This window comes from Nocardioides secundeburneus (genome assembly GCF_039939255.1).
GTDB lineage: Bacteria > Actinomycetota > Actinomycetes > Propionibacteriales > Nocardioidaceae > Nocardioides.
Genome location: NZ_JBDUUE010000006.1, coordinates 444601 through 465164, shown reverse-complemented (window position 1 = coordinate 465164; position 20564 = coordinate 444601). Strand labels below are relative to the sequence as shown.

At 73.4% G+C, this 20564-nt stretch carries 23 protein-coding genes; 10 read left to right on the top strand and 13 right to left on the bottom strand.

Annotated elements, in window-relative coordinates:
- Positions 1–23: 23 nt before the first annotated feature.
- On the bottom strand, positions 24–440 hold the full coding sequence (locus ABFT23_RS18555; RefSeq protein ID WP_347897859.1) for an adenylyltransferase/cytidyltransferase family protein: 417 nt from the start codon (positions 438–440) through the stop codon (positions 24–26).
- Positions 441–528: 88 nt separating this feature from the next.
- Here ABFT23_RS18555 and ABFT23_RS18550 point away from each other — a divergent pair, with 88 nt between their 5' ends.
- Positions 529–1830: a DUF445 domain-containing protein gene (locus tag ABFT23_RS18550; RefSeq protein WP_347897857.1), complete on the top strand. Its 1302-nt coding sequence runs from the start codon at positions 529–531 to the stop codon at positions 1828–1830.
- A 73-nt stretch (positions 1831–1903) separates the two neighbouring features.
- Complete coding sequence (locus ABFT23_RS18545) at positions 1904–2149, top strand: RNA-binding S4 domain-containing protein (protein WP_347897855.1); 246 nt, start codon at positions 1904–1906, stop codon at positions 2147–2149.
- A gap of 59 nt (positions 2150–2208) precedes the next feature.
- Here ABFT23_RS18545 and ABFT23_RS18540 read toward each other — a convergent pair whose 3' ends face one another.
- Entirely contained in the window at positions 2209–2577 is a 369-nt protein-coding gene (locus ABFT23_RS18540) for an FKBP-type peptidyl-prolyl cis-trans isomerase (RefSeq protein ID WP_347897853.1), read from the bottom strand.
- Positions 2578–2775: 198 nt separating this feature from the next.
- Between ABFT23_RS18540 and ABFT23_RS18535 the strand changes: the two genes are divergently transcribed.
- A complete protein-coding gene (locus tag ABFT23_RS18535) occupies positions 2776–5931 on the top strand; it encodes a hypothetical protein (RefSeq protein WP_347897851.1) in 3156 nt (1051 codons plus the stop codon).
- A 12-nt stretch (positions 5932–5943) separates the two neighbouring features.
- On the opposite strand, the gene ABFT23_RS18530 is transcribed toward ABFT23_RS18535, so the two are convergent.
- From ABFT23_RS18530 to ABFT23_RS18520, 3 genes are read right to left on the bottom strand one after another with little or no spacing between them, the layout of a single operon-like run.
- On the bottom strand, positions 5944–7452 hold the full coding sequence (locus tag ABFT23_RS18530; protein WP_347897849.1) for an MFS transporter: 1509 nt from the start codon (positions 7450–7452) through the stop codon (positions 5944–5946).
- Between the two features lie 3 nt (positions 7453–7455).
- Positions 7456–7887, bottom strand: coding sequence for a CBS domain-containing protein (locus tag ABFT23_RS18525; protein WP_347897847.1), 432 nt, complete (start codon positions 7885–7887; stop codon positions 7456–7458).
- A gap of 9 nt (positions 7888–7896) precedes the next feature.
- Positions 7897–8850, bottom strand: coding sequence for an inositol monophosphatase family protein (locus ABFT23_RS18520; RefSeq protein ID WP_347897845.1), 954 nt, complete (start codon positions 8848–8850; stop codon positions 7897–7899).
- 18 nt (positions 8851–8868) lie between these two features.
- Between ABFT23_RS18520 and ABFT23_RS18515 the strand changes: the two genes are divergently transcribed.
- Positions 8869–9363, top strand: coding sequence for a DUF2231 domain-containing protein (locus tag ABFT23_RS18515; protein WP_347897843.1), 495 nt, complete (start codon positions 8869–8871; stop codon positions 9361–9363).
- On the opposite strand, the gene rsgA is transcribed toward ABFT23_RS18515, so the two are convergent.
- From rsgA to ABFT23_RS18500, 3 genes are read right to left on the bottom strand one after another with little or no spacing between them, the layout of a single operon-like run.
- A complete protein-coding gene (rsgA, locus tag ABFT23_RS18510; protein ID WP_347897841.1) occupies positions 9357–10355 on the bottom strand; it encodes a ribosome small subunit-dependent GTPase A in 999 nt (332 codons plus the stop codon). The two genes, ABFT23_RS18515 and rsgA, sit on opposite strands and share 7 nt — an antisense overlap.
- 5 nt (positions 10356–10360) lie before the next feature.
- Positions 10361–11653 carry a 3-phosphoshikimate 1-carboxyvinyltransferase gene (gene aroA / locus ABFT23_RS18505; RefSeq protein WP_347897839.1) on the bottom strand — a complete coding sequence of 431 codons (1293 nt, stop codon included), beginning with the start codon at positions 11651–11653 and terminating at the stop codon, positions 10361–10363.
- On the bottom strand, positions 11654–12178 hold the full coding sequence (locus ABFT23_RS18500; RefSeq protein WP_347897837.1) for a hypothetical protein: 525 nt from the start codon (positions 12176–12178) through the stop codon (positions 11654–11656).
- 55 nt (positions 12179–12233) lie between these two features.
- Between ABFT23_RS18500 and ABFT23_RS18495 the strand changes: the two genes are divergently transcribed.
- From ABFT23_RS18495 to ABFT23_RS18475, 5 genes are all read left to right on the top strand, one after another.
- The gene (locus tag ABFT23_RS18495; protein ID WP_347897835.1) at positions 12234–13031 is read left to right on the top strand and encodes an SOS response-associated peptidase; all 798 of its coding nucleotides are present in this window, start codon (positions 12234–12236) and stop codon (positions 13029–13031) included.
- Positions 13028–13678 (top strand): alpha/beta hydrolase family protein, encoded by a 651-nt coding sequence (locus ABFT23_RS18490; protein ID WP_347897833.1) that lies wholly within the window; start codon positions 13028–13030, stop codon positions 13676–13678. The genes ABFT23_RS18495 and ABFT23_RS18490 overlap by 4 nt, the downstream gene beginning before the upstream one ends.
- 63 nt (positions 13679–13741) lie before the next feature.
- Entirely contained in the window at positions 13742–14389 is a 648-nt protein-coding gene (locus ABFT23_RS18485) for a sigma-70 family RNA polymerase sigma factor (RefSeq protein WP_347897831.1), read from the top strand.
- Positions 14389–14685: a mycothiol system anti-sigma-R factor gene (rsrA, locus tag ABFT23_RS18480; RefSeq protein ID WP_347897829.1), complete on the top strand. Its 297-nt coding sequence runs from the start codon at positions 14389–14391 to the stop codon at positions 14683–14685. The genes ABFT23_RS18485 and rsrA overlap by 1 nt, the downstream gene beginning before the upstream one ends.
- A gap of 29 nt (positions 14686–14714) precedes the next feature.
- Positions 14715–15359 (top strand): hypothetical protein, encoded by a 645-nt coding sequence (locus ABFT23_RS18475; RefSeq protein ID WP_347897827.1) that lies wholly within the window; start codon positions 14715–14717, stop codon positions 15357–15359.
- A gap of 72 nt (positions 15360–15431) precedes the next feature.
- Here ABFT23_RS18475 and ABFT23_RS22605 read toward each other — a convergent pair whose 3' ends face one another.
- From ABFT23_RS22605 to ABFT23_RS18455, 5 genes are read right to left on the bottom strand one after another with little or no spacing between them, the layout of a single operon-like run.
- Entirely contained in the window at positions 15432–15506 is a 75-nt protein-coding gene (locus tag ABFT23_RS22605; RefSeq protein ID WP_369797015.1) for a 50S ribosomal protein bL37, read from the bottom strand.
- Positions 15507–15564: 58 nt separating this feature from the next.
- Complete coding sequence (locus tag ABFT23_RS18470) at positions 15565–15945, bottom strand: thioesterase family protein (protein WP_347897826.1); 381 nt, start codon at positions 15943–15945, stop codon at positions 15565–15567.
- Positions 15942–16427 (bottom strand): GNAT family N-acetyltransferase, encoded by a 486-nt coding sequence (locus ABFT23_RS18465; RefSeq protein WP_347897824.1) that lies wholly within the window; start codon positions 16425–16427, stop codon positions 15942–15944. The genes ABFT23_RS18470 and ABFT23_RS18465 overlap by 4 nt, the downstream gene beginning before the upstream one ends.
- Positions 16427–18103, bottom strand: coding sequence for an acetolactate synthase (locus tag ABFT23_RS18460; protein ID WP_347897822.1), 1677 nt, complete (start codon positions 18101–18103; stop codon positions 16427–16429). The genes ABFT23_RS18465 and ABFT23_RS18460 overlap by 1 nt, the downstream gene beginning before the upstream one ends.
- A gap of 25 nt (positions 18104–18128) precedes the next feature.
- Positions 18129–18971, bottom strand: coding sequence for a DUF2785 domain-containing protein (locus tag ABFT23_RS18455; RefSeq protein WP_347897820.1), 843 nt, complete (start codon positions 18969–18971; stop codon positions 18129–18131).
- 64 nt (positions 18972–19035) lie between these two features.
- Here ABFT23_RS18455 and ABFT23_RS18450 point away from each other — a divergent pair, with 64 nt between their 5' ends.
- Positions 19036–20523: a sensor histidine kinase gene (locus tag ABFT23_RS18450; protein WP_347897818.1), complete on the top strand. Its 1488-nt coding sequence runs from the start codon at positions 19036–19038 to the stop codon at positions 20521–20523.
- Positions 20524–20564: the final 41 nt, after the last annotated feature.

Sequence of the window (20564 nt, the reverse complement as noted above, 5' to 3'; positions counted from 1 at the left end):
GGAGTCGGACCTGCGGGGGTGGGTCAGGTGGTGCTGGAGATCTTCTCGATGAGCGCCGTGGTGGAGATGGCCGGCGTGCGAGGCAGATACACGACCTCGCAGACGTCGGCGAACTCGTCGAAGCGGCCCTGCCAGTCGTCGCCCATCACGAGCACGTCGGCGGCGTGCTCGAGGATATAGTCGCGCTTGAGCTCGAGGCTCTCCTCGACGAAGACGGCGTCGACCGGCTTGAGCGCGGCGACGATCTCGAGGCGCTCGGCCTGGCTGAACACGGGTTCGCGGCCCTTCTTGCGCAGGTTGAGGGCGTCGGCGGAGACGCCCACGACGAGCCGGTCGCCCAGCGCGGCGGCCCGCTCGATGACTCGCAGGTGACCGACGTGGAAGACGTCGAAGGTCCCGAAGGTGATGACGGTGCGCGGCGGGGAGGACGGCTCGGGCATGGGGGAGAGTGTTCCACGGACGGCCCTCCGAGCCGCGGATCCACGCGGGGGAGGGCCCGACCGGCTGCGATGCGCAAGACTCGCCGCCGTGACGACGCCTCCGCCCCGGCCGCCCGGTGGGGCGCCCACGAGCCCGCCCACCTCGCCGCTGGTCGACAGCAGTGCCGACGCCGAGCGCCGCCGCGGCCTGCGCAAGATGCGCACGGTCGCCGCGTCGTTGCTGGTGCTGGCCGCCGTCGTCTACGTGGCCACGCTCGAGCAGGACGGGTGGCTCGGCTTTGTCAATGCCGCGGCCGAGGCGTCGATGGTCGGCGCTATCGCCGACTGGTTCGCCGTGACGGCGCTCTTCCGGCACCCGCTCGGTCTGCCGATCCCGCACACGGCGCTGATCCCGCGCCGCAAGGACGACCTCGGGCGCGGTCTCCGCGACTTCGTGGGCGAGAACTTCCTGCAGGAGGCGATCATCCGCGAGCGGATCGGCTCGATCGGGGTCAGCGGCCGGCTCGCCGACTGGCTCGGCGAGGAGGCCAACGCACGGCGCGTCGTCGACGAGGTCGCCGACGTCGTCCGCATTGCGCTCGGCAAGGTCCGCGACGAGCACGTCGAGGCCCTGGTCACCGAGGCCCTCGTCCCGCGCTTCCACGAGGAGCCGATCTCCCCGTTGCTCGGCGGTCTGCTCTCCGAGGCCGTGCGCGACGACGTGCACCACGGCCTCGTCGACCTCGTGCTGCAGGAGCTGCACGACTGGCTGGAGGCCAACCCGCGCACGGTGCAGGACGTCATCGGCGAGCGGGCGCCGTGGTGGTCGCCCGACAGCCTCAACGAGCGGGTCACCGCACGCGCCCACCTCGAGATCGTGCGCTGGGTCCGCGACATCCGCGACGACGCCGACCACCGGGCCCGGGTCGCCTTCGACTCGCTGCTGGTGCGGCTCGCCGACGACCTGCTCACCGACCCCGGCACGCAGGCCCGGGCCGAGCGCCTCAAGGACCGGATGCTCGACCACCCGGCCGTCGTCACCTCGGGCATCTCGCTGTGGAAGGCGCTGCAACGCGCGCTGAGCTCTTCGCTCGCCGACCCCGACGGCGCCGTCCGCACGCGCCTGCTGACCGAGGCCCGTGGCTTCGCGGCCCGGCTCGCCGACGACGACGCGCTGCGCACGCGGCTCGACGGGCTGGCGGCCGATGCCGCGGTGTTCGTCGTCGACCGCTACGGCCGCGACCTGACTACCGTGATCACCCACACGATCGAGCGCTGGGACGGCAAGGAGGCCGCCGAGCGCATCGAGCTGCACGTCGGTCGTGACCTGCAGTTCATCCGCATCAATGGCACGATCGTCGGTGGTCTCGTGGGCCTGCTCATCCACGCGATCTCGGTGCTCATCCCGTGAGCGGTCGGCCACCGGTCCTGCCCGGTGGCCACGCCGGTTTTGTCATCCCCGGGCGCGGCGGGAGACTGGAGCCATGAGTGACGTGGTCAACGTGAAGATCGACGACGAGTCCATCAAGCTCGGGCAGTTCCTCAAGCTCGCCAACCTCGTCGAGTCCGGCTCCGACGCCAAGGCACTCCTGGCCGGCGGCGTCGTGCGCGTCAACGGCCAGCCGGAGACCCGGCGCGGCCGGTCGCTGGTGAACGGCGACCTCGTGCAGGTGGCCTCGGCCTCGGCCCGCGTCGCCGACGGCTCGACCCCCGACGACTTCCCGTGGTGACCACGCTCCGGTCGCGAGGCGCGACCGGAGCGTGCGGGTCGCCGATCAGCTGACCTCGATCAGCTGACCCCGATGAGGTCGACGACGAAGATCAGCGTCTCGCCCGGCTTGATGACGCCGCCGGCGCCGCGGTCGCCGTAGCCGAGGTGCGGCGGGATGACGAGCTGACGGCGTCCACCGACCTTCATGCCCTGCACGCCGGTGTCCCAGCCGGAGATGACCTGACCCACGCCCAGGCGGAACTGCAGCGGCGTGCCTCGGTTGTAGGAGGCGTCGAACTCCTCGCCGGTGGAGTGGGCGACCCCGACGTAGTGCACCGACACGGTCTGGCCGGCGGCCGCCTCGGCGCCGTCACCGACCGTCAGGTCGGTGACCACGAGCTCGGCGGGCGGGTCGAAGTCGGGAAAGTCGATCTCGGGCTTGTCCATGGACCCGACCCTACTGACCCCCGTGGGCGGGCGTCCTCGGGCATCCCCGCGCCAGGACTTGACAATCGCGTCGGTCACCTGTGCGGGTGCTCATGCTCCGCCGTGCGCGGGGTACGCAACGGTCAGCGGATCCCCCCATAGCCACGCCCGGCGTGGTTCCCCCCAGCTGCCCGCCTCTCGGTACCAGGAGCATCGTCCATGCGTGTTGCGCACCTGAACCTGCTGCGCCCGGCCGCCGCCGTCACGTCCCTCGTGATCGCGGTCGCCATGACCACCGGCCTCGGCTCCGCGCCGCCGGCCTCCGCGGCCGTGCCGCCGGGTGCGTTCGGCGGTGGGGCCCACGGCGACATCGTCCGGCTCGACGCGTCACTGCTCGGCGGCAGCCTGGCCGGGGTCGGCGTCGGGCACGCGCAGACGACCACCGACACCACGGCGACCCCCGACGTGACGTCGACCAGCGCGAACCTCGAGCTGGCGCTCGGCGGCACCGACCTGCCGGTCGACCGGATCACCCGGACCGCCCCGCCGTCCGGAGCGACGTCGCGGACCCTGCTGCCCGTCGACCTGGCGCCGCTGGCCACGGTGGGCGTGCTGCAGGGGGCGGTGACGGCTGCCTACACCGACGACGAGAGCTGTCCGCCCGTGTCCGGCGGTGAGCGGGTGGTCGGCTCGTCGCGCACGCGGCTGGCGGGCCTGACGGTGCTCGGCGTCGGTGGGCTCGGAGCCACCGCGACGGTCGACGCGTCGACGTCGACGACCTCGACGCGTCTCGTCGACGGTCCCGGCGACGGCGACGCGGTCGTGTCGACGTCGCGCACCGACGTCGGCAACGTCTCGCTGCTCGGCGGGGCCGCCGTGGTCGACGTCGCCAGCCCGGCCGTGCTCACCGCCACCGCGGACGGCACGCAGGGTGCGGCGTCGTACGACGCCCCGCTCGTCACCGTGGAGGTCGGCGGCCGGTCGCTCACGGTCGAGCCCGGCCCGGGCGGCCTCGAGGTGCCGATCGACCTCGGCCTGGTCAAGGCCGCCCTCGTGGTCAGGGTCGCGCTGCCGCAGGTGACGAAGGACGCCACCTCGGCGACCGCGACCCTGGCCTCGGTCGTCTCCGTCGACCTGCAGGTGAGCAGCCTGGGCTCGACGCTGGCCGAGGTCGGCCTCGACCTCGGTGCGATGTCGGCGGCGGCGAAGGCGCCGACGGGTGGGGTGCTGTGTGGCCAGCCGCCCGTGGCCGACACCGACGGCGACGGCCTCAGCGACGCCGAGGAGGCCGAGCTGGGCACCGACCCGACGAAGCCGGACACCGACGGCGACGGCCTGTGGGACGGTGCCGAGGTCAACACCCACGACACCGACCCGCTGAAGGCCGACACCGACGGCGGCGGCGTCCCGGACGGCGCCGAGATCGCCGCCGGGACGAATCCGAACGACCCGGCCGACGATGACCCTGCGTCCAGCGACGCCGACGGCGACGGGCTGAGCGACGCCGAGGAGGCCGAGCTGGGCACCGACCCGACGAAGCCCGACACCGACGGCGACGGGCTCAGCGACGGGGCTGAGGTCAAGACCCACGAGACCGACCCGCTCGACGCCGACACCGACGACGGCGGTGTGGTCGACGGCGTCGAGGTCGCCAACGGCACGGACCCCCTCGACGGCTCCGACGACGTCCCGGCCGCGGTCGACGCCGACGCCGACGGGCTGACCGACGCCGAGGAGGCCCAGCTGGGCACCGACCCGACGAAGCCCGACACCGACGGCGACGGGCTCAGCGACGGTGCCGAGGTCAAGACCCACGAGACCGACCCGCTGGTGGCTGACACCGACGAGGGTGGCGTGGACGACGGCGACGAGGTCGCGGCCGGCACCGACCCGCTGGACGCCTCGGACGACCAGCCGGTGGCCTCCGACGCCGACGGCGACGGGCTGAGCGACGCCGAGGAGGCCGAGCTGGGCACCGACCCGGCGGACGCCGACACCGACGGTGACGGGCTGGGCGACGGCGCCGAGGTGAACACCCACCAGACCGACCCGCTCGACGCCGACACCGACGACGGCGGCCTCGCCGACGGTCTCGAGGTCAGCTACGGTCTCGACCCGTTGGACCCGCTCGACGACCGCGCCTTCGACGACCCCGACGGTGACGGCCTCGACGGGGCGGAGGAGCAGGCGGCCGGCACCGACCCGGCCGACCCCGACACCGACGGCGACGGGCTGCTCGACGGCGCCGAGGTGAAGACCTACGGGACCGACCCGCTGGACGCCGACACCGACGACGGCGGCATCAACGACGGTCTCGAGGTCGCCCTCGGCACGAACCCGCTCGACCCCGTCGACGACGACCGGGGCGCCGACGCCGACAGCGACGGCCTGACGACGGCGCAGGAGCAGGCGGCGGGCACGGACCCGAACGACCGGGACACCGACGACGACGGGCTGCTCGACGGCGCCGAGGTCAACACCACCAGGACCGACCCGACCGACCCCGACACCGACGACGGTGGGGTCAGCGACGGTGTCGAGGTGTTCGCCGGCAACGACCCGCTCGACCCCGCCGACGAGACGGTGACCGCCGACTCCGACGGCGACGGCTTGACCGACGCCCAGGAGCAGCAGCTCGGCACCGACCCGCTCGACCTCGACACCGACGACGGCGGCACCTTCGACGGGGTCGAGGTGTACCAGGGCACGAACCCCCGCGATCCCGCCGACGACGCCGTCGACCCCGGCACGCTCGACCCCGACCGGGACGGGCTGACCACGGCCCAGGAGCAGGCGCTCGGCACGAACCCGCGTCGGGCCGACACCGACGGGGACGGCATCGACGACGGCCTCGAGGTGCGCGGTCCGATGCCCGGGCTGTACCGGGGCTGTCGTACCTCGCCCACGCGCGCCGACACCGACCGCGACGGGCTGCGCGACGGCGCGGAGCGCAGCGGCAAGCGCCTCGGCCAGGTCGTCACGCGCAAGGGCGGCAAGAAGAGGATCGGCCTCGTGCGGACGAACCCGTGCAAGGCCGACACCGACGGCGACGGCCTGCGCGACCGCGCCGAGATCCGGGGCACCAAGGTCAGGGTGCGAGTGCGGGCGCAGGGCAGGTTGTTCGGCGTGGGGTTCCGCACCACGAGCCCGGTGCTCAGGGACACCGACGGTGACGGTCTCGGCGACCGGCAGGAGGTCACCGGCGCGGCCAACAAGCGCCACGGCAAGCGCAAGAGCGACCCGCTGCACTGGGACACCGACCGGGGCAAGGTCTCCGACGGCCGCGAGGTGCGGGCCGGCTCCGACCCGTCCGACTCGCGCTCGTCGCCGAGCAAGCCTTTCGGGCGGGACGTGCCGAGCGGCCTGATGCCCTGACGACGGGGCCGGTCACCGACCGGCCGGACGCCCCTCGTCGTCGCAGGCCGACGCGAGGGGCGGGGCCCCGACCCCGCAGTGGCTCAGCTGCTGCAGGTCGGGGCTCTCGTGCTGGACCGGGCTGTCGTCGTGGTCGTCGTGGTCGTCGGCGTCGAGGACGTCGTTGCGCACGGTGGCCGCGGCCACGACCGCGCTCACGACGAGGACGCCGGCCGAGATCCACAGCGCGTGGGAGAATCCGTCGGACACGCCGTCCGTCACGCCGGCGAGCACCGGTACCGCGGCGACCGCCACGAGGCCACCGGTGCGGGCCACGGCGTTGTTGACGCCGGAGGCCATGCCGGCGTGCTCGTCGGGCGCCGCACCGAGCGCAGCGGCGGTGAGCGGCGCCACCAGGATCGACAGCCCGAGCCCGAACACGAGGACGCCGGGCAGCACGTCGGTCAGGTAGTCGGCGCCGGCCCCGACCCGGGCCAGCAGGAGGAGTCCGCCGGCGCACACCAGTGGTCCGAGGGACATCTGGAGCCGGGGGCCGATGCGGGCGGCCACCGCGCCCGAGCGGGCCGAGAGCAGCAGCATCAACGCCGTCACCGGGAGCAGGGACGACCCGGCCGCGACGGGGCCGAAGCCCGAGACCTCCTGCAGCTGCACCACCAGCAGGAAGAACACGACACCGATGCCGCCGTAGACGAGGAACGTGACGCCGTTGACCGCGCTGAACTGCGCCGAGCGGAAGGCGTCGAGGGGGAGCACGGGGTAGGCCGCACGGCGCTCGCGGACGGCGAACCCGGCCGCGCCGACGAGGCCGACGGCGACCGCCCCGACCACGAACGGTGCGCCGCGTGACGACTCGATGAGGGCGAAGGTGAGCCCGGCCAGGGCGACGGCGCCGAGCAGGCCGCCGACCCAGTCGACGTCGGTGCCGTCGGCGGCGTCGTCGTGGGTCTCGGGCACGTGACGCAGAGCGATCCACACCACGATCGCGGCGAGCGGGAGGTTGATGAGGAACACCCAGCGCCACGACGCGACGTCGACCAACCAGCCGCCGAGCAGGGGGCCGATCGCGGTGGCGACGCCACCGAGACCCGACCACGCGCCGATCGCCCGGGCGCGGTCCTCGGCGCGGAAGGTCACCTGCAGCAGGGCGAGGCTGCCCGGCGTCAGCAGGGCGGCCCCGACGCCCTGCACGGCCCGCGCGGCGATGAGCGTGCCGACGTCCTGGGCGAGGCCGCAGGCCAGCGACGCGACGGCGAACCAGATCACGCCGATCACGAAGACACGGCGTCGTCCGAAACGGTCGCCGAGGGTGCCGCCGAGCAGGATGAAGGAGGCGAGCGTCAGCGCGTAGGCGGAGACGGTCCACTGCAGGGCCGAGAACTCGGCGTCGAGCGAGCTGCCCAGCGCCGGGAGGGCCACGTTCACCACGGTGGCGTCGATGCCGGCCAGGGCCGAGCCGAGGATCGTGGCGAGCAGCACCCACCGCCCGGACGCGGTGGACAGCGAGAGCGACGGGGCGGCCACCCGCTACTGCTGGTGCACGTAGGAGTCGAGCTGGTCGCGCTCGAACTGCAGCTGGCCGATCTTGTACTTCACGACGTCGCCGATCGACACGATGCCGACCAGGGCGCCGTCGGCCACCACGGGGATGTGCCGGAAGCGCTTGGCGGTCATCGTGCTCATCACCGCGTCGAGGTCGTCGTCGGGCGTGCAGGTCTCGACGACGCTGGTCATGATCGCGGCGACGGTGTTGTTGATGACGGTGCCGTCGTGGTGCAGGTGCCGGACGACGTCGCGCTCGCTCACGATGCCGTCGAGGCTCGCGCCGTCGGCGCTGACGATGAGTGCGCCGATGTTGTGCTCGGCGAGCAGCGCGATGAGCTCGCGCACGCCGGCCTCGGGCGTGATGGTGACGACGTCGCTGCTGGGCTTGGCCTCGAGGATCTCGCCGATGCGCATGCGGTGAACCTAACGGTCCGGCTGGTCGCTGTCACGGTCGTCGCCGGGGCCGTCGCGGTCGTCGCGGTGACGGTGGTCGCTCAGGTGGCTGACCGAGCCGGGGCCCGAGGTCGGCCAGTCGGCGTCGCCCTCGTGGTCGTCGCGCAGGCCGCCCACGAACGACAGGGCGGCGTCGTGCAGGTGGCCGTTGGTGGCGAGCGCGTTGCCGCCCCACGGTCCGTCGCTGCCGTCGAGGGCGGTGAACCGGCCGCCGGCCTCGCGGACGATGACGTCGAGAGCGGCCATGTCGTAGACCTGCAGCTCGGGCTCGGCCACGATGTCGACCGCGCCCTCGGCGAGCAGCATGTACGACCAGAAGTCGCCGTAGGCCCGGGTGCGCCAGCACCGGCGGGCCAGCGACATGAAGTCGTCGAGCCGGCCGCGCTCCTCCCAGCCCGTGAACGAGGAGTACGACAGCGAGGCGTCGTCGAGGCGCCGGACGTCGGAGACCTGCATGCGGGTGGCCTTGAGCAGGGAGCGCCCGGTCCAGGCGCCGTGGCCCTGCGAGGCCCACCACCGCCGCTGCAGCTGCGGAGCCGAGACGACGCCGAGCACGACCTCGTCGTCGACCGCGAGCGAGATGAGCGTGGCCCAGACCGGCACGCCGCGCACGAAGTTCTTGGTGCCGTCGATGGGGTCGACGATCCAGCGGCGCTGCGAGTGACCGCTCGAGCCCTGCTCCTCGCCGGTGATCGCGTCGCGACTGCGCACCCGCGACAGCGTGCGGCGGATGCCCTCCTCGACGGCCTCGTCGGCGTCGGTGACCGGCGTGAGGTCGGGCTTGCTCATCACGTGCAGGTCGAGCGCCTTGAAGCGCGCGGTGGTGAGGGCGTCGGCGTCGTCGGCCAGGACGTGCGCCAGGCGCAGGTCGTCGGTGTAGTCGACTGGATTGCTCGGCACGGCCCTCACCCTATTCTCATGCATCTGGTTTAACGTTCATCCATGCTGATCGCCCCCCTGCTCCTGCGCATCAACGACCTGCCGGCCCATGCGCTGCTGGTCCACCTCACCGTGGTGCTCGTGCCCGCGGTGGCGCTCGGCGCGATCGCCTACCTGGTGCCGGCGTGGCGCTCGTGGCTGCGCTGGCCCCTGCTGGTCGGCGCGGCCATCGGCTTCGTCTCCATCTGGGCCTCCTACCTGAGCGGGGAGAACTTCAAGGAGAGCGTGTCGTTCTTCCAGGGCAACGAGCAGATCGAGAAGCACGAGGAGTACGCCGACGTCTTCCGCATCGTCGGCTCGGTCTTCACCTTGGCGCTGGTCGTCGTGACGGGCTGGCTGCACCAGCGCTCTCCGCGGGTCCGGCTGGGTGCCGCCGGGGTGGTCGCCCTCCTGGCTGTCGTCACGCTGGTCTACACCGTCCTGACGGGCGAGGCCGGCGCCAAGGCGGTCTACCCGCCCGAGAGCTTCTCCGACGCCGCCGCCACGCCGGCTCAGTAGTCGGCGCCGCTGCGTGCGGCCAGCAGCCGCCGGAACGAGGCCACCCGGTCGGGATCGGCCGCGCCGGCGGCGAGGGCCTCGTCGAGACCGCACTCCGGCTCGCCGTCGCCGTGGGTGCACCCGCGCGGGCACTCCTCGGTCATCTCGTCGAGGTCGGGGAACGCCTCGATGAGGTCTTCCGGTCGCACATGGGCGAGCCCGAACGAGCGGATGCCGGGGGTGTCGATGATCCAGCCGCCCTCGCCCCCGTGCTCGGGCAGCGGCAGCAGGTAGGCCGACGTCGACGTGTGCCGCCCGCGACCGGTCACGGCGTTGACGTGCCCGACCTCGCGCAGCGCGTCGGGCACGAGGGCGTTGACGAGCGTCGACTTGCCGACGCCGCTGGAGCCGACGAGCACGCTGGTGTGCCCGGCGAGCCGCTCGCGGACCTCGGCGAGGTCGCCACCACGTCGGGTGACCACCCACGGCACGCCCAGCGACCGGTAGGTCGAGAGCAGCTCGTCGGGCTCCTTGAGGTCGGCCTTGGTCAGGCACAGCAACGGCGTCATGCCGGCGTCGTAGGCGGCCACCAGGGCGCGGTCGAGCAGGCGCGGCTGAGGGTCGGGGTCGGCGAGCGCGGTGACGACGACGAGCTGCTCGGCGTTGGCGACGACGACCCGCTCGACCGGGTCGTCGTCGTCGGCCGTGCGTCGCAGCGTCGTCGTCCGGGCGACGACCTCGACGATGCGGGCGAGTGCTCCCTCGTCGCCGGAGGTGTCGCCGACCACGCGCACCCGGTCGCCGACGACCACGCCCTTGCGGCCCAGCGGACGCGCCTTGACGGCGAGCACGGTGACGCCGTCGAGGAGCAGCGTGAAGCGGCCGCGGTCGACGGTGACCACCACGCCCTCGACGGCGTCGTCGTAGCTCGGCCGCTCCTTGGTGCGGGGGCGCGTGCGCCGGCGGGGTCGCTCGTAGTGCTCGGGGTCGTGGTCGGAGTAGCCCCTGGACATCGCGCTCAGACCAGCGACGACCAGAAGCCGGCGAAGTCGGGGAACGTCTTGCTCGTGGTGGCGACGTCCTCGACGAGGACGCCGTCGACACCCGCGCCGATGATCACGCCGGCGTGGGCCATGCGGTGGTCGGCGTAGGTGTGGAAGACGCCGCCGTGGAGGGGAGCGGGGGTGATCGACAGGCCGTCAGGGTGCTCGACGACGCCGGCGCCGAGCGCGCTCAGCTCGGTGGCGAGCGCGGTGATGCGGTCGGTCTCGTGGCCGCGGATGTGGGCGATGCCGCGCAGGTGCGAGGGGCCCTCGGCCAGCGCGCAGAGCGCCGCGACGGCCGGGGTGAGCTCGCCGACGTCGTGCAGGTCGAGGTCGACGCCCTGCAGCCGCTCGGGACCGGTGACGCGGAGCCCGGCGTCGGGACCGCCGGTGACCGTCTCGACGGTGCAGCCCATCAGCGACAGGATCGAGCGCAGCTCGTCGCCGGGCTGCGTGGTCGAGGCCGGCCAGTCACGCACGGTCACGCGACCGCCGCTGACGGCGGCGAGGGCGAGGAACGGTGCGGCGTTCGACAGGTCGGGCTCGATGGTGACGTCGACGGCCTTCACGGGACCGGGCGCCACGGTCCAGCGGTTCGGCTCGCTGTCGTCGACGTCGACGCCGCGCTCGCGCAGCACCGCGACCGTCATCTCGATGTGCGGCAGCGAGGGCACCGGCTTGCCGTCGTGGCGGACGTCGACGCCCTGCTCGAAGCGGGCCCCGGCGAGCAGGAGGGCCGAGACGAACTGCGACGACGCCGACGCGTCGATGGTGACGGTGCCGCCGGGCACCGACCCGGTGCCGCGGACCGTGAACGGCAGGGCGCCGCGGCCGTCGTCGTCGACGCGGACGCCGAGGGCGCTCAGCGCGGTGAGCACCTCGCCGATGGGGCGCTGACGCATGTGCGGGTCGCCGTCGAAGGCGACCGCACCGGTGGACAGGCCCGCGACCGGCGGCACGAAGCGCATCACCGTGCCGGCCAGGCCGCAGTCGATGTCGGCGTCGCGGTCGAACGCCCCCGGGGTGACGGGCCAGTCGGCGTCGGCGGTGTCGACGTCGGAGCCGAGCGAGCCGAGCGCCGCGGCCATGAGCAGGGTGTCGCGCGAGCGCAGCGCCCGCCGCACGACGGACGGGCCGTCGGAGACCGCGGCCAGCACGAGCGCCCGGTTGGCCAGCGACTTGCTGCCCGGCAGCGAGACGGTGACGTCGACCGGGTCGTGCACGCGCGGTGCCGGCCAGGGGTCGGGCAGGGCGCCGCCGTCAGTCACTCAGGAGACCTTGGCCTTGACCAGCTTGGCCTCGCGGCGCGCCGACGTGGCGAGGTGCTTGGCCTCGCGACGGGCGTCCTTGGCGGCGCGTCGGGTGCGCCAGGCCACGCCCGGCTTGCCGTCGGTGTCGCCGGCGACGATGACCAGGGCGCCGAAGAGGGCGAGGTTCTTGAAGAACTGGATCTGCTGCACCTTCTTGGCGCCCGGGTCGGTCTCCTTCCAGAACGGGTGACCGGCGATCGTGGTCGGCGCGAGCGAGCCGGCGATGAGCGAGGCGCCCAGGCGCGGGGCACGGCCGGTGCCGAGGGCGAGCGCGCCGAGGACCTGGGTGGCGGCGTTGAGGCGCACCAGCGTCTCGGTGTCGTCGGGCAGCGGCACACCGGCCTTCTTCGCGGCCGGGACGATCTTGTCGGTCACCGTGGCAGCGGCAGGCGCGGCGGCGGCCGGGTTGCGCAGGTTGCCCTGGGCCAGCGCGATGATGCCGACGGCGATGAGGGGACGGGCGACGAGGCGGCTGAGACTCATGGCCCACAACTTAGTCCCCGGCGCATCGTCCGTGGACACCCCTAGGCTGGTCGTCATGTGCGGCAGGTACGCGTCGAGCCGACGCCCCGACGACCTCGCGGAGGAGTTCGACGTCGTCGAGACGCGCATCGAGGCCGAGCTCGAGCCCGACTACAACGTCGCGCCGACCAAGGACGTCTACGCCGTCGTCGAGCGCGTGCCGTCGGCGCGCGACGGCGAGGAACCGGTCACCACCGACCCGCAGCGGCAGCTGCGCACCCTGCGGTGGGGGCTGGTGCCGTCGTGGGCCAAGGACCCCGGGATCGGTAGCCGGATGATCAACGCCCGCATGGAGACCGTGGCCGAGAAGCCGGCCTACCGGCGTGCGTTCGCCAAGCGCCGCTGCCTGCTGCCGGCCGACGGCTACTTCGAGTGGTACGAGACCGCCGAGGTCACGGCGAAGGGCAAGCCGCGCAAGCAGCCCTTCTTCATCCGGCCCAAGGACCACGGCACCCTGGCCATGGCGGGCCTCTACGAGGTCTGGCGCGACCCCGCCCGCGACGACGACGACCCACACCGCTTCCGCTGGACCTGCACCGTGATCACCACCGAGGCCACCGACGACGTCGGCCGCATCCACGACCGCATGCCCCTCATGGTCGAGCCCGACCGCTGGGGCTCCTGGCTCGACCCGCGCACGCCCACCGACGACCTCCTCGCGCTGCTGGTGCCGGCCGCGCCCGGGCGCCTCGAGGCCTACCCGGTCTCCGCCGCCGTCGGCAACGTGCGCAACAACGGCGCGTGGCTCGTCGAGCCGCTCCCGGTCGACGACGACCCCGTCGACCCGGACGACGCCCAGGGGACGCTGCTGTGACCCGTCGGGAGATGCTCGTCGACACGCCCCACGGCGAGGGGCGCCTGGTCTCCGACAGCGCCCGCCGACCGATCGCCACGCTGCTGCTGAGCCACGGCGCCGGCAACGGCATCGAGACCCACGACCTCGAGGCGCTGGCTCTCGCGCTGCCGCGCAACGACGTCACGGTCGTGCGCTTCGAGCAGCCCTGGCGCCGCGCCGGCCGCAAGGTCGCCACCGCCCCGCCCACGCTCGACGCCGCCTTCGTCGCCGGCGCCAACAAGCTGCGCACCCGCTCGCCCCTGGTGGTGGGCGGCCGGTCGGCGGGCGCGCGCTCGGCGGCGCGCACGGCCAGGAGCCTCGGCGCCGTCGGCTGCCTGGCGCTGGCCTTCCCGCTCCACCCTCCCGGCCGGCCCGAGAAGACCCGGCTCCCCGAGCTGCGCGGGGCCAGCGTGCCGACGCTCGTCGTGCAGGGCGAGCGCGACTCCATGGGGCGGCCCGAGGCGTTTCCCGTCGACGTCGAGATGGCCGTCGTCCCCAGCGCGGACCACTCGTTCGTCGTCCCCAAGCGGGGCGGGCTCAGCCAGTCCGACGCGCTCGAGATCGTGGTCGAGTCGACGTTGGAGTGGATCGTGCGCGAGGTCGCGGGGAATGGGGCGGGGCGATGACGTGTTCCACCTGTCGTGATGGCCGTGATGGAGCGTCCCGCGAGCGACGTACGCTGGGACGCGATGACTGAGTTCCCAGACCTCGACGCCGCAGTCGAGCCCGAGCCCGTCGATCTCGACACCGAGACCGAGGCCGAGCGCTCCCTGCGCTTCGAGCGTGACGCCCTGCCGTTCCTCGACCAGCTCTACAGCGCGGCGATGCGCATGACGCGCAACCCCGCCGACGCCGAGGACCTCGTCCAGGAGACCTTCGCGAAGGCCTACTCGGCCTTCCACCAGTTCAAGCCGGGCACCAACCTGAAGGCGTGGCTGTACCGCATCCTCACCAACACCTTCATCAACAACTACCGCAAGAAGCAGCGCCAGCCGCAGCAGTCGATGTCCGAGGACGTCGAGGACTGGCAGCTCGCGCGGGCCGAGTCGCACAGCTCGTCGGGCCTGAAGTCGGCCGAGATGGAGGCGCTCGAGCACCTGCCCGACTCGCAGGTCAAGGACGCCCTCCAGCGCCTGCCCGAGGAGTTCCGGCTCGCGGTCTACCTCGCCGACGTCGAGGGCTTCGCCTACAAGGAGATCGCCGAGATCATGGAGACGCCGATCGGCACCGTGATGTCGCGCCTTCACCGCGGACGCCGTCAGCTGCGCGACATGCTCGCCGACTACGTGCGCACCAACGACCTCCTGCCGGCCGCCACCGTGGAGGCGAAGTCCTGATGAGCCACGACCACTCGCACGGCGACCTCCAGGCCGACCAGGACTGTGCCGACTTCCTCGAGCGCATCGTCTACTTCATCGACAACGAGCTCGACGACGCCGACTGCACCGCGGTCCGCGTGCACCTCGACTCCTGCAACCCGTGCCTGGTCAAGTACGACCTCCAGCGCACGGTGAAGTCCGTGGTCGCGCGCTCGTGCTCCGAGACGGCACCCGACGACCTGCGCGAGCGGGTGCGCCTGCGCATCCGTGAGGTGCAGGTGCAGATCACCACCTCCGTCGACGCGCGGGAGTAGACCCTCGGCGCGCGGGGTACACCGCGGTCATGCGTATCGTGCCGGCCGTGCTCCGTGGCCTCGTGCTCGTCCTCGTCGCCGCCCTGCTCGCCCTCCCCGGCCGGGCGGAGGCGCGCGACGACCTGCCGGCCGCCGGCGCCCGGGTGGCGCAGCCCGTCGAGGCGCGGGCGCGCGGCTGCGCGAACGGCCGGCCCAGCCAGGTCTACGGCGACCGCCGTGACGACGGGCCACGCGGCGTCGACGTCGCCGGACTCGGCGTGTGGAACAAGCGCGGCGACGCCTGCTACTGGGCCACCGTGACCGGTCGCTTCACGGCCCGCAAGGCGCAGGTGATCCGGCTGATCATCGACACCCGTGGCGACCGGCGCTACGAGTACCAGGCGTTCGCCTACAGCCAGAAGGACGGCGACAACCGCCGCGGCGCCTTCCTGGTCACCTACTACGAGGACGGCCAGGGCCACATCCGCTCGCAGTACGTGCCCTGCCGGCTGTTCAGCACCTTCCTGGTCGGTCAGGGCCAGATCCGTCTCGGCATCCCCAAGACCTGCCTCGGCTCGCCGCCGCGCATCCGGCTGCAGGCGGCGGTCTTCGACATCACCCGCTACCAGAGCGGCAACCGCTGGCGCGGTCTCGTCGACCAGGTGCCCCAGCGCGGCTACACGCGCCGCTTCTGAGCGGACGAGACACGAGAAGACCCCCGGTACCGCGATGCGGTCCGGGGGTCGTCTGCGCAGGCCTGAGGATGCTCAGGCGTTGGGGCGCTTGCCGTGGTTCGCGCCCTTCTTGCGGCGTGCGCGGCGCTTGCGTCCGGTCTTGCCCATGGTGACCTCCTGGAGTCGTGAACACCCCAGTCTCCCAGGTCGGGCCACGACGGCGAAATCAGAGCCGGGCGAGGAACCGCTCGACGTCGACCACGACCCGGGTCACCTCGCCCGTGGCCACGACCTTGCCGGCACCCCGGCCGCCCACGTGCCGGGCGGCGACGGTGAAGCGGTGCAGGCGTCCGTCGACGAACGTGGTGGACGCCGACACCTCGACCTCCTGGCCGACGGCGGAGGCGCCGCTGTGCTCGAGCGCGACCCGGGTGCCGACGCTGGTGGCGCCGTCGGCGAGGGTCGGCTCGAGGGCGGCACAGGTGGCGGCCTCGCACCACGCCAGCACGCGCGGGGTGCCGAGCACGGGCAGGCTGCCGGAGCCGACCGCCACGGCGGTGTCGGCCTCGGTGACGGTGAAGCTCAGCGTCGCGGTGAGGGTGCTCATCGCAGGGCCTTGGTGAAGGCGAGCAGGTCGACGCCGTCGTGGGGCGACCAGTCGCGCGTGGGGTCGCGCGTGAAGCCCAGGCGCGCGTAGAGGGCGTGCGCCGCCGTCATGTCGGCCAGGCTCGACAGGGCGATCCCGGTGGCCCCGGCGGCGCGCCACCGCTCCTCGACGTGCTCGACGAGGGCGCGGCCCGCGCCGGTGCGTCGCACGGACGGGTCGACGGCGAGCATCCGGAACTCGCCCTCGTCGTCGCGCGCGATCTCGCGCCACGGCGAGCCCGGGGGGCAGTTGGTGACGCTGCCGAGCAGGCGACCGTCGTCGTGGACGGCGACCCACAGCTCGGCCTGGTCGGCCCGGGCCGCGGTGTCGCGCAGCCGGGCGACGTAGGTGTCGTCGGGGCCGTGGGTGAAGTCGGCGTAGGCCGCGACGGTGATCTCACCGAGGCGCTCGAGGTCGGCCGGCCGGGCCAGTCGCACGTGCATCAGATGCCGAACGTGGCGCGCGGGTAGGCGGCCTCGACGTCGGTGATCACGTTGACCAGGTAGGGCACGCCGGAGGCGAACGCCCGGTCGAGCGCCGGCCCGATGTGGCGCGGGTCGGTGACGGTCTCGCCCGCGCCGCCCAGGGCCTTGACGACCTCGTGGTAGGCCGTGCGCGGGGCGAGGTCGGCGGCGACGTCGTAGCCGTAGAGCATCTGCATCGGGCCCTTCTCCAGGCCCCACGCGGAGTTATTGCCCATCACCATGACCACGGGCAGGCCGTGCCGCACGAGCGTGTCGACGTCCATCAGCGAGAAGCCGGCGGCGCCGTCGCCGAGCAGCAGCACCACCTGGGCCGACGGACGCGCGATGCGGGCGGCGATGGCGGCGCCCAGCCCGGCACCGAGGCAGCCGTAGGGGCCCGGGTCGACCCAGCCGCCGGGCCGCTTCGGCTCGACGTACTTGCCGGCGAAGCTGACGAAGTCGCCGCCGTCGCCGATCACCACGGCGTCGTCGGCCAGCCTCGGCACCAGCTCGCCGTAGATGCGGGCGGGGTGGATCGGGTCGGCCTCGGCGGTCAGCAGCGCGCGGTCGCGCTCGACGCCGGCCGCGACGGCGGTCTGCAGGGACGAGACCCACGCCGTCCAGTCGGGCTTCGGGCCGCGCTCGAGGGCGACCTGCAGGGCGTCGAGGAACGCCGTGAGGTCACCGGACGCCGTCGCCGCCGTCGCCGCGTGGCTGGAGAGCTGTCCGGGGGAGTCGGCGACGTGCACCACCTGGGCGTCGCCGAAGACGCCGTAACCGAGACGGAAGTCGAGCGGGGTGCCGACGACGACGACGAGGTCGGGCTCCTTGAGCGCCTGGCTTCGGGCCTTGGTGACCAGCAGCGGGTGACCGCCGGGGACCACGCCGCGGCCCATGCCGTTCGTGATCGTCGGCAGGCCGACCGCCTCGACCAGGCGCAGCGCGACCTCCTCGGCGCCGTCGGCCCAGACGTCGGTGCCGAGGATCAGCGTCGGCCTCGTCGCCGCCGCGAGCAGGCCGGCGATGCGCGCGACGTCGTCGGGGTCCGGGTCGGCGCCCCGTGGCCGTTCGCCGGTGGGAGCGGGTGACGTGGCGGTGTTGAAGAACTCGTCCATCGGCACGTCGACGAAGACCGGGCCGCGGTGCGAGGAGCCGGCGGTGCCGAACGCGGCGTCCATGCCGGCGAGCACGTCGGCGGCCGTGGGCAGGGTGGCGGCGTGCTTGGCGATCGAGGCCACGATGGGCGGCTGGTCGAGCTCCTGCAGGCTGCCCGTGCCCCACCGGTTCTGCGGCGCGCGGCCACCGACGACGACCATCGGCGACCCGGCGAACTGCGCCTGGGCGATCGCGCTGACGCCGTTGGTGACCCCGGGCCCGGCCGTCAGGACGGCGAGCCCGGGCACCCGGGTGAGCTTGCCCGTGGCCTCGGCGGCGAACGCCGCCGTCTGCTCGTGCCGGACGTCGACCAGCCGCACCGGCCGGTCGCTGTCGGCCGAGCGCACCGCGCCGTCGTACATCGGGAAGACGTGCGCGCCGGAGAGGGTGAACATCGTCTCGACGCCGTGGGCCTGCGCGGCCGCGACGGCGAGCTCGCCCGCGTGGCCGGTGATCTGGCCGGTGATCTCGCCGGTGACATCGCCTGTGGTCTCGCTCATGCTCGGCAACCTACCGAGCGGAGCCTCACGGGGTGCGGAAGGACGGGTTGGTCTCGCGGAGCAGGCCGACGAGGACCAGCATCAGGTCGGCCCGCACGGTGGGCGGCCGGCTGCCGAGCGCGAGCCGCAGGTAGAGCGCCCGGAGGAAGGACTGCGCGTCGGAGGTGGGCAGGAACGGGTCGCTGTCGCGCGCCCGCGAGTAGGGCGAGGCGCCGGCGGCGATGCGGTTGGCCCACGGCTCGAGCACCGTCATCGGCACCGAGCCGCGGCGCAGGACCGCGAAGGTGGCGTTGACGAGCCGGTCGGGCTCGCCGTGCATCAGTGGCTCGGAGCCCGGCATCAGCAGTCGGTCGGCGATCACGTCGAGGACGACGGTGAGCTCGGGCTTGCCGAGGTGGGGCGAGGCGGCCAGCACCCGCAGGGCGTCGGCGCCGTGCGCGATCGCGTGGGCCCAGCCCTTGCCCGGCACGTAGCCGCGGAGGTCCTGCTCGCGCAGCAGCCAGGTGGCGATCGCGTCGCCCCACTGCAGCACCTTGCCGCCGAGCACGAGGGGCCGGGCGTTGTCGCGCGAGATGCACTCGGCGAGCACCAGCACGCTGAAGGCCCGACGGAAGACCGAGTCGGTGCCCTGCTCGCCGAGACCGACGGACAGGCCCGCGACCATGCCGTCGCCCAGGCCGGGGAGCAGGTCGTCGTAGACGCCGCGCTCGACCCAGGTGGCCAGGGTCGGGTAGGCGGTGCCGTCGCGCCGGTCGGGGTCGGTGTCGCCGAGCATGACCGTGAGCTCCTCGGTCATCTCGGCCAGCGAGAGGTGTGGGGGGACCCGGAAGTCGTCAGCATGCACCTGCTTCCAATCGGCCCCGGACACGCGTTGCATCCTCTCACCACCGACCCCCGATTCGTCACCGGGGGAGCGGGCCTAACCTGACGTCGTGCCGTCGTTCACCGAGATCGTCCGGACCCGCACCGATCTCGGCCCGGCCGACGTCGCCTGGCTCCAGCTGCTCCAGGCCGACTGGCAGATCATCGCCGACCTGAGCTTCGCCGACCTGCTGCTGTGGCTGCCCGACCGGGCCGGCACGGGCTACTGGGCGGCCGGGCAGATGCGCCCGACCACCGGGCCCACCGCCTACGTCGACGACGTCATCGGCACCTTCGTCGAGCGCGGACGCCGTCCGCTGATCGACGCCGCCTTCGACCAGGCACGCACCGTGCGCGAGGGCGACCCGGAGTGGCGTGACGAGGTGCCGGTGCGCATGGAGACGATCCCGGTGGTGCGGGCCGGGCGCGTGATCGGCGTGATCGGCCGGCACACCAACCTCCTCGGGGTGCGCACCCCGAGCCGTCTCGAGCTGTCCTACCTGCAGACGGCGGCCGACCTGACCCAGATGATCGCGACCGGGCACTTCCCCTCGACGGGGCAGCGCAGCGACCACGCCGACTCGCCGCGCGTCGGCGACGGCTTCGTGCGGGTCGACGCCGGCGCGGGGGTGGTCTACGCCAGCCCCAACGCCCAGTCGGTCTTCCGCCGGCTCGGGCTCTCCGGCGACCTGGCCGGGCACGCGTTCCCCGACCTGGTGCGCGAGCTGGTGCCGCCGCGTCGTCGCCCCGACGAGGAGACGCTGAGCGCCGTCCTGGGCGGCCGCGCGCACCGCGACGTCGAGATCGGCGGCGACGGCCCCGAGGCGGTCTCGATCATCGTCCGCTCGATCCCGTTGCGACCGGCGGGCGAGCACATCGGCGGGCTGATCCTCGTGCGCGACGTGACCGACCTGCGCCGCCGCGACCGCGAGCTGGTCACCAAGGACGCCACGATCCGCGAGATCCATCACCGGGTGAAGAACAACCTGCAGACGGTCGCGGCCCTGCTGCGCCTGCAGGCGCGGCGCATCGACAACGACACCGCCAAGCTCGCGCTCGAGGAGGCGGTGCGCCGGGTCGGCTCGATCGCGATCGTGCACGAGACCCTCAGCCAGGCGGTCGAGGAGACTGTCGACTTCGACGAGATCGCCGACCGGCTCGGCGCGATGGTCACCGAGGTCGGGGCGCTGACCGGCCGGGTCGCCGTCCGCCGCGAGGGCACCGTGGGCGTGCTCACCTCCGAGGCGGCCAACGCGCTGGCGATGGTGCTCACCGAGGTGCTGCAGAACGCCGTCGAGCACGGCTACGACGACGCCGACCCGGGGGTCGACGGCACGATCGTGGTGCGGGTGACCCACGACGCCGGGCGCATGCGCGTCGTCGTCGAGGACGACGGCCGTGGACTCCCGGCCGGCTTCGACCTCGACGGCTCGACGAACCTCGGGCTCTCGATCGTGCGGACCCTCGTCGAGAGCGAGCTCGACGGCCAGCTCACGATGCTCGGGCGGGCCGGTGGCGGTACCAGCGTCGTCATCGACGTGCCGGGACCGGCGGGCTAGAACGGGCTAGGACGGGCTGGAACAGCCGGGTCGCGGGGCGG

What these genes read in the sequence shown, in the direction of transcription:
- rsgA (WP_347897841.1), bottom strand. Translation starts at nt 10,355, where the DNA reads ATGTCCAGGGGCTACTCCGACCACGACCCCGAGCACTACGAGCGACCC.
- ABFT23_RS18460 (WP_347897822.1), bottom strand. Translation starts at nt 18,103, where the DNA reads ATGAGCGAGACCACAGGCGATGTCACCGGCGAGATCACCGGCCAGATC.
- ABFT23_RS18535 (WP_347897851.1), top strand. Translation starts at nt 2,776, where the DNA reads ATGCGTGTTGCGCACCTGAACCTGCTGCGCCCGGCCGCCGCCGTCACG.
- ABFT23_RS18515 (WP_347897843.1), top strand. Translation starts at nt 8,869, where the DNA reads ATGCTGATCGCCCCCCTGCTCCTGCGCATCAACGACCTGCCGGCCCAT.
- ABFT23_RS18555 (WP_347897859.1), bottom strand. Translation starts at nt 440, where the DNA reads ATGCCCGAGCCGTCCTCCCCGCCGCGCACCGTCATCACCTTCGGGACC.
- ABFT23_RS18525 (WP_347897847.1), bottom strand. Translation starts at nt 7,887, where the DNA reads ATGCGCATCGGCGAGATCCTCGAGGCCAAGCCCAGCAGCGACGTCGTC.
- ABFT23_RS18465 (WP_347897824.1), bottom strand. Translation starts at nt 16,427, where the DNA reads ATGCACGTGCGACTGGCCCGGCCGGCCGACCTCGAGCGCCTCGGTGAG.
- ABFT23_RS18475 (WP_347897827.1), top strand. Translation starts at nt 14,715, where the DNA reads ATGCGTATCGTGCCGGCCGTGCTCCGTGGCCTCGTGCTCGTCCTCGTC.
- ABFT23_RS18520 (WP_347897845.1), bottom strand. Translation starts at nt 8,850, where the DNA reads ATGCATGAGAATAGGGTGAGGGCCGTGCCGAGCAATCCAGTCGACTAC.
- ABFT23_RS18485 (WP_347897831.1), top strand. Translation starts at nt 13,742, where the DNA reads ATGACTGAGTTCCCAGACCTCGACGCCGCAGTCGAGCCCGAGCCCGTC.
- ABFT23_RS18540 (WP_347897853.1), bottom strand. Translation starts at nt 2,577, where the DNA reads ATGGACAAGCCCGAGATCGACTTTCCCGACTTCGACCCGCCCGCCGAG.
- ABFT23_RS18495 (WP_347897835.1), top strand. Translation starts at nt 12,234, where the DNA reads ATGTGCGGCAGGTACGCGTCGAGCCGACGCCCCGACGACCTCGCGGAG.
- ABFT23_RS18545 (WP_347897855.1), top strand. Translation starts at nt 1,904, where the DNA reads ATGAGTGACGTGGTCAACGTGAAGATCGACGACGAGTCCATCAAGCTC.
- ABFT23_RS18470 (WP_347897826.1), bottom strand. Translation starts at nt 15,945, where the DNA reads ATGAGCACCCTCACCGCGACGCTGAGCTTCACCGTCACCGAGGCCGAC.
- rsrA (WP_347897829.1), top strand. Translation starts at nt 14,389, where the DNA reads ATGAGCCACGACCACTCGCACGGCGACCTCCAGGCCGACCAGGACTGT.
- ABFT23_RS18500 (WP_347897837.1), bottom strand. Translation starts at nt 12,178, where the DNA reads ATGAGTCTCAGCCGCCTCGTCGCCCGTCCCCTCATCGCCGTCGGCATC.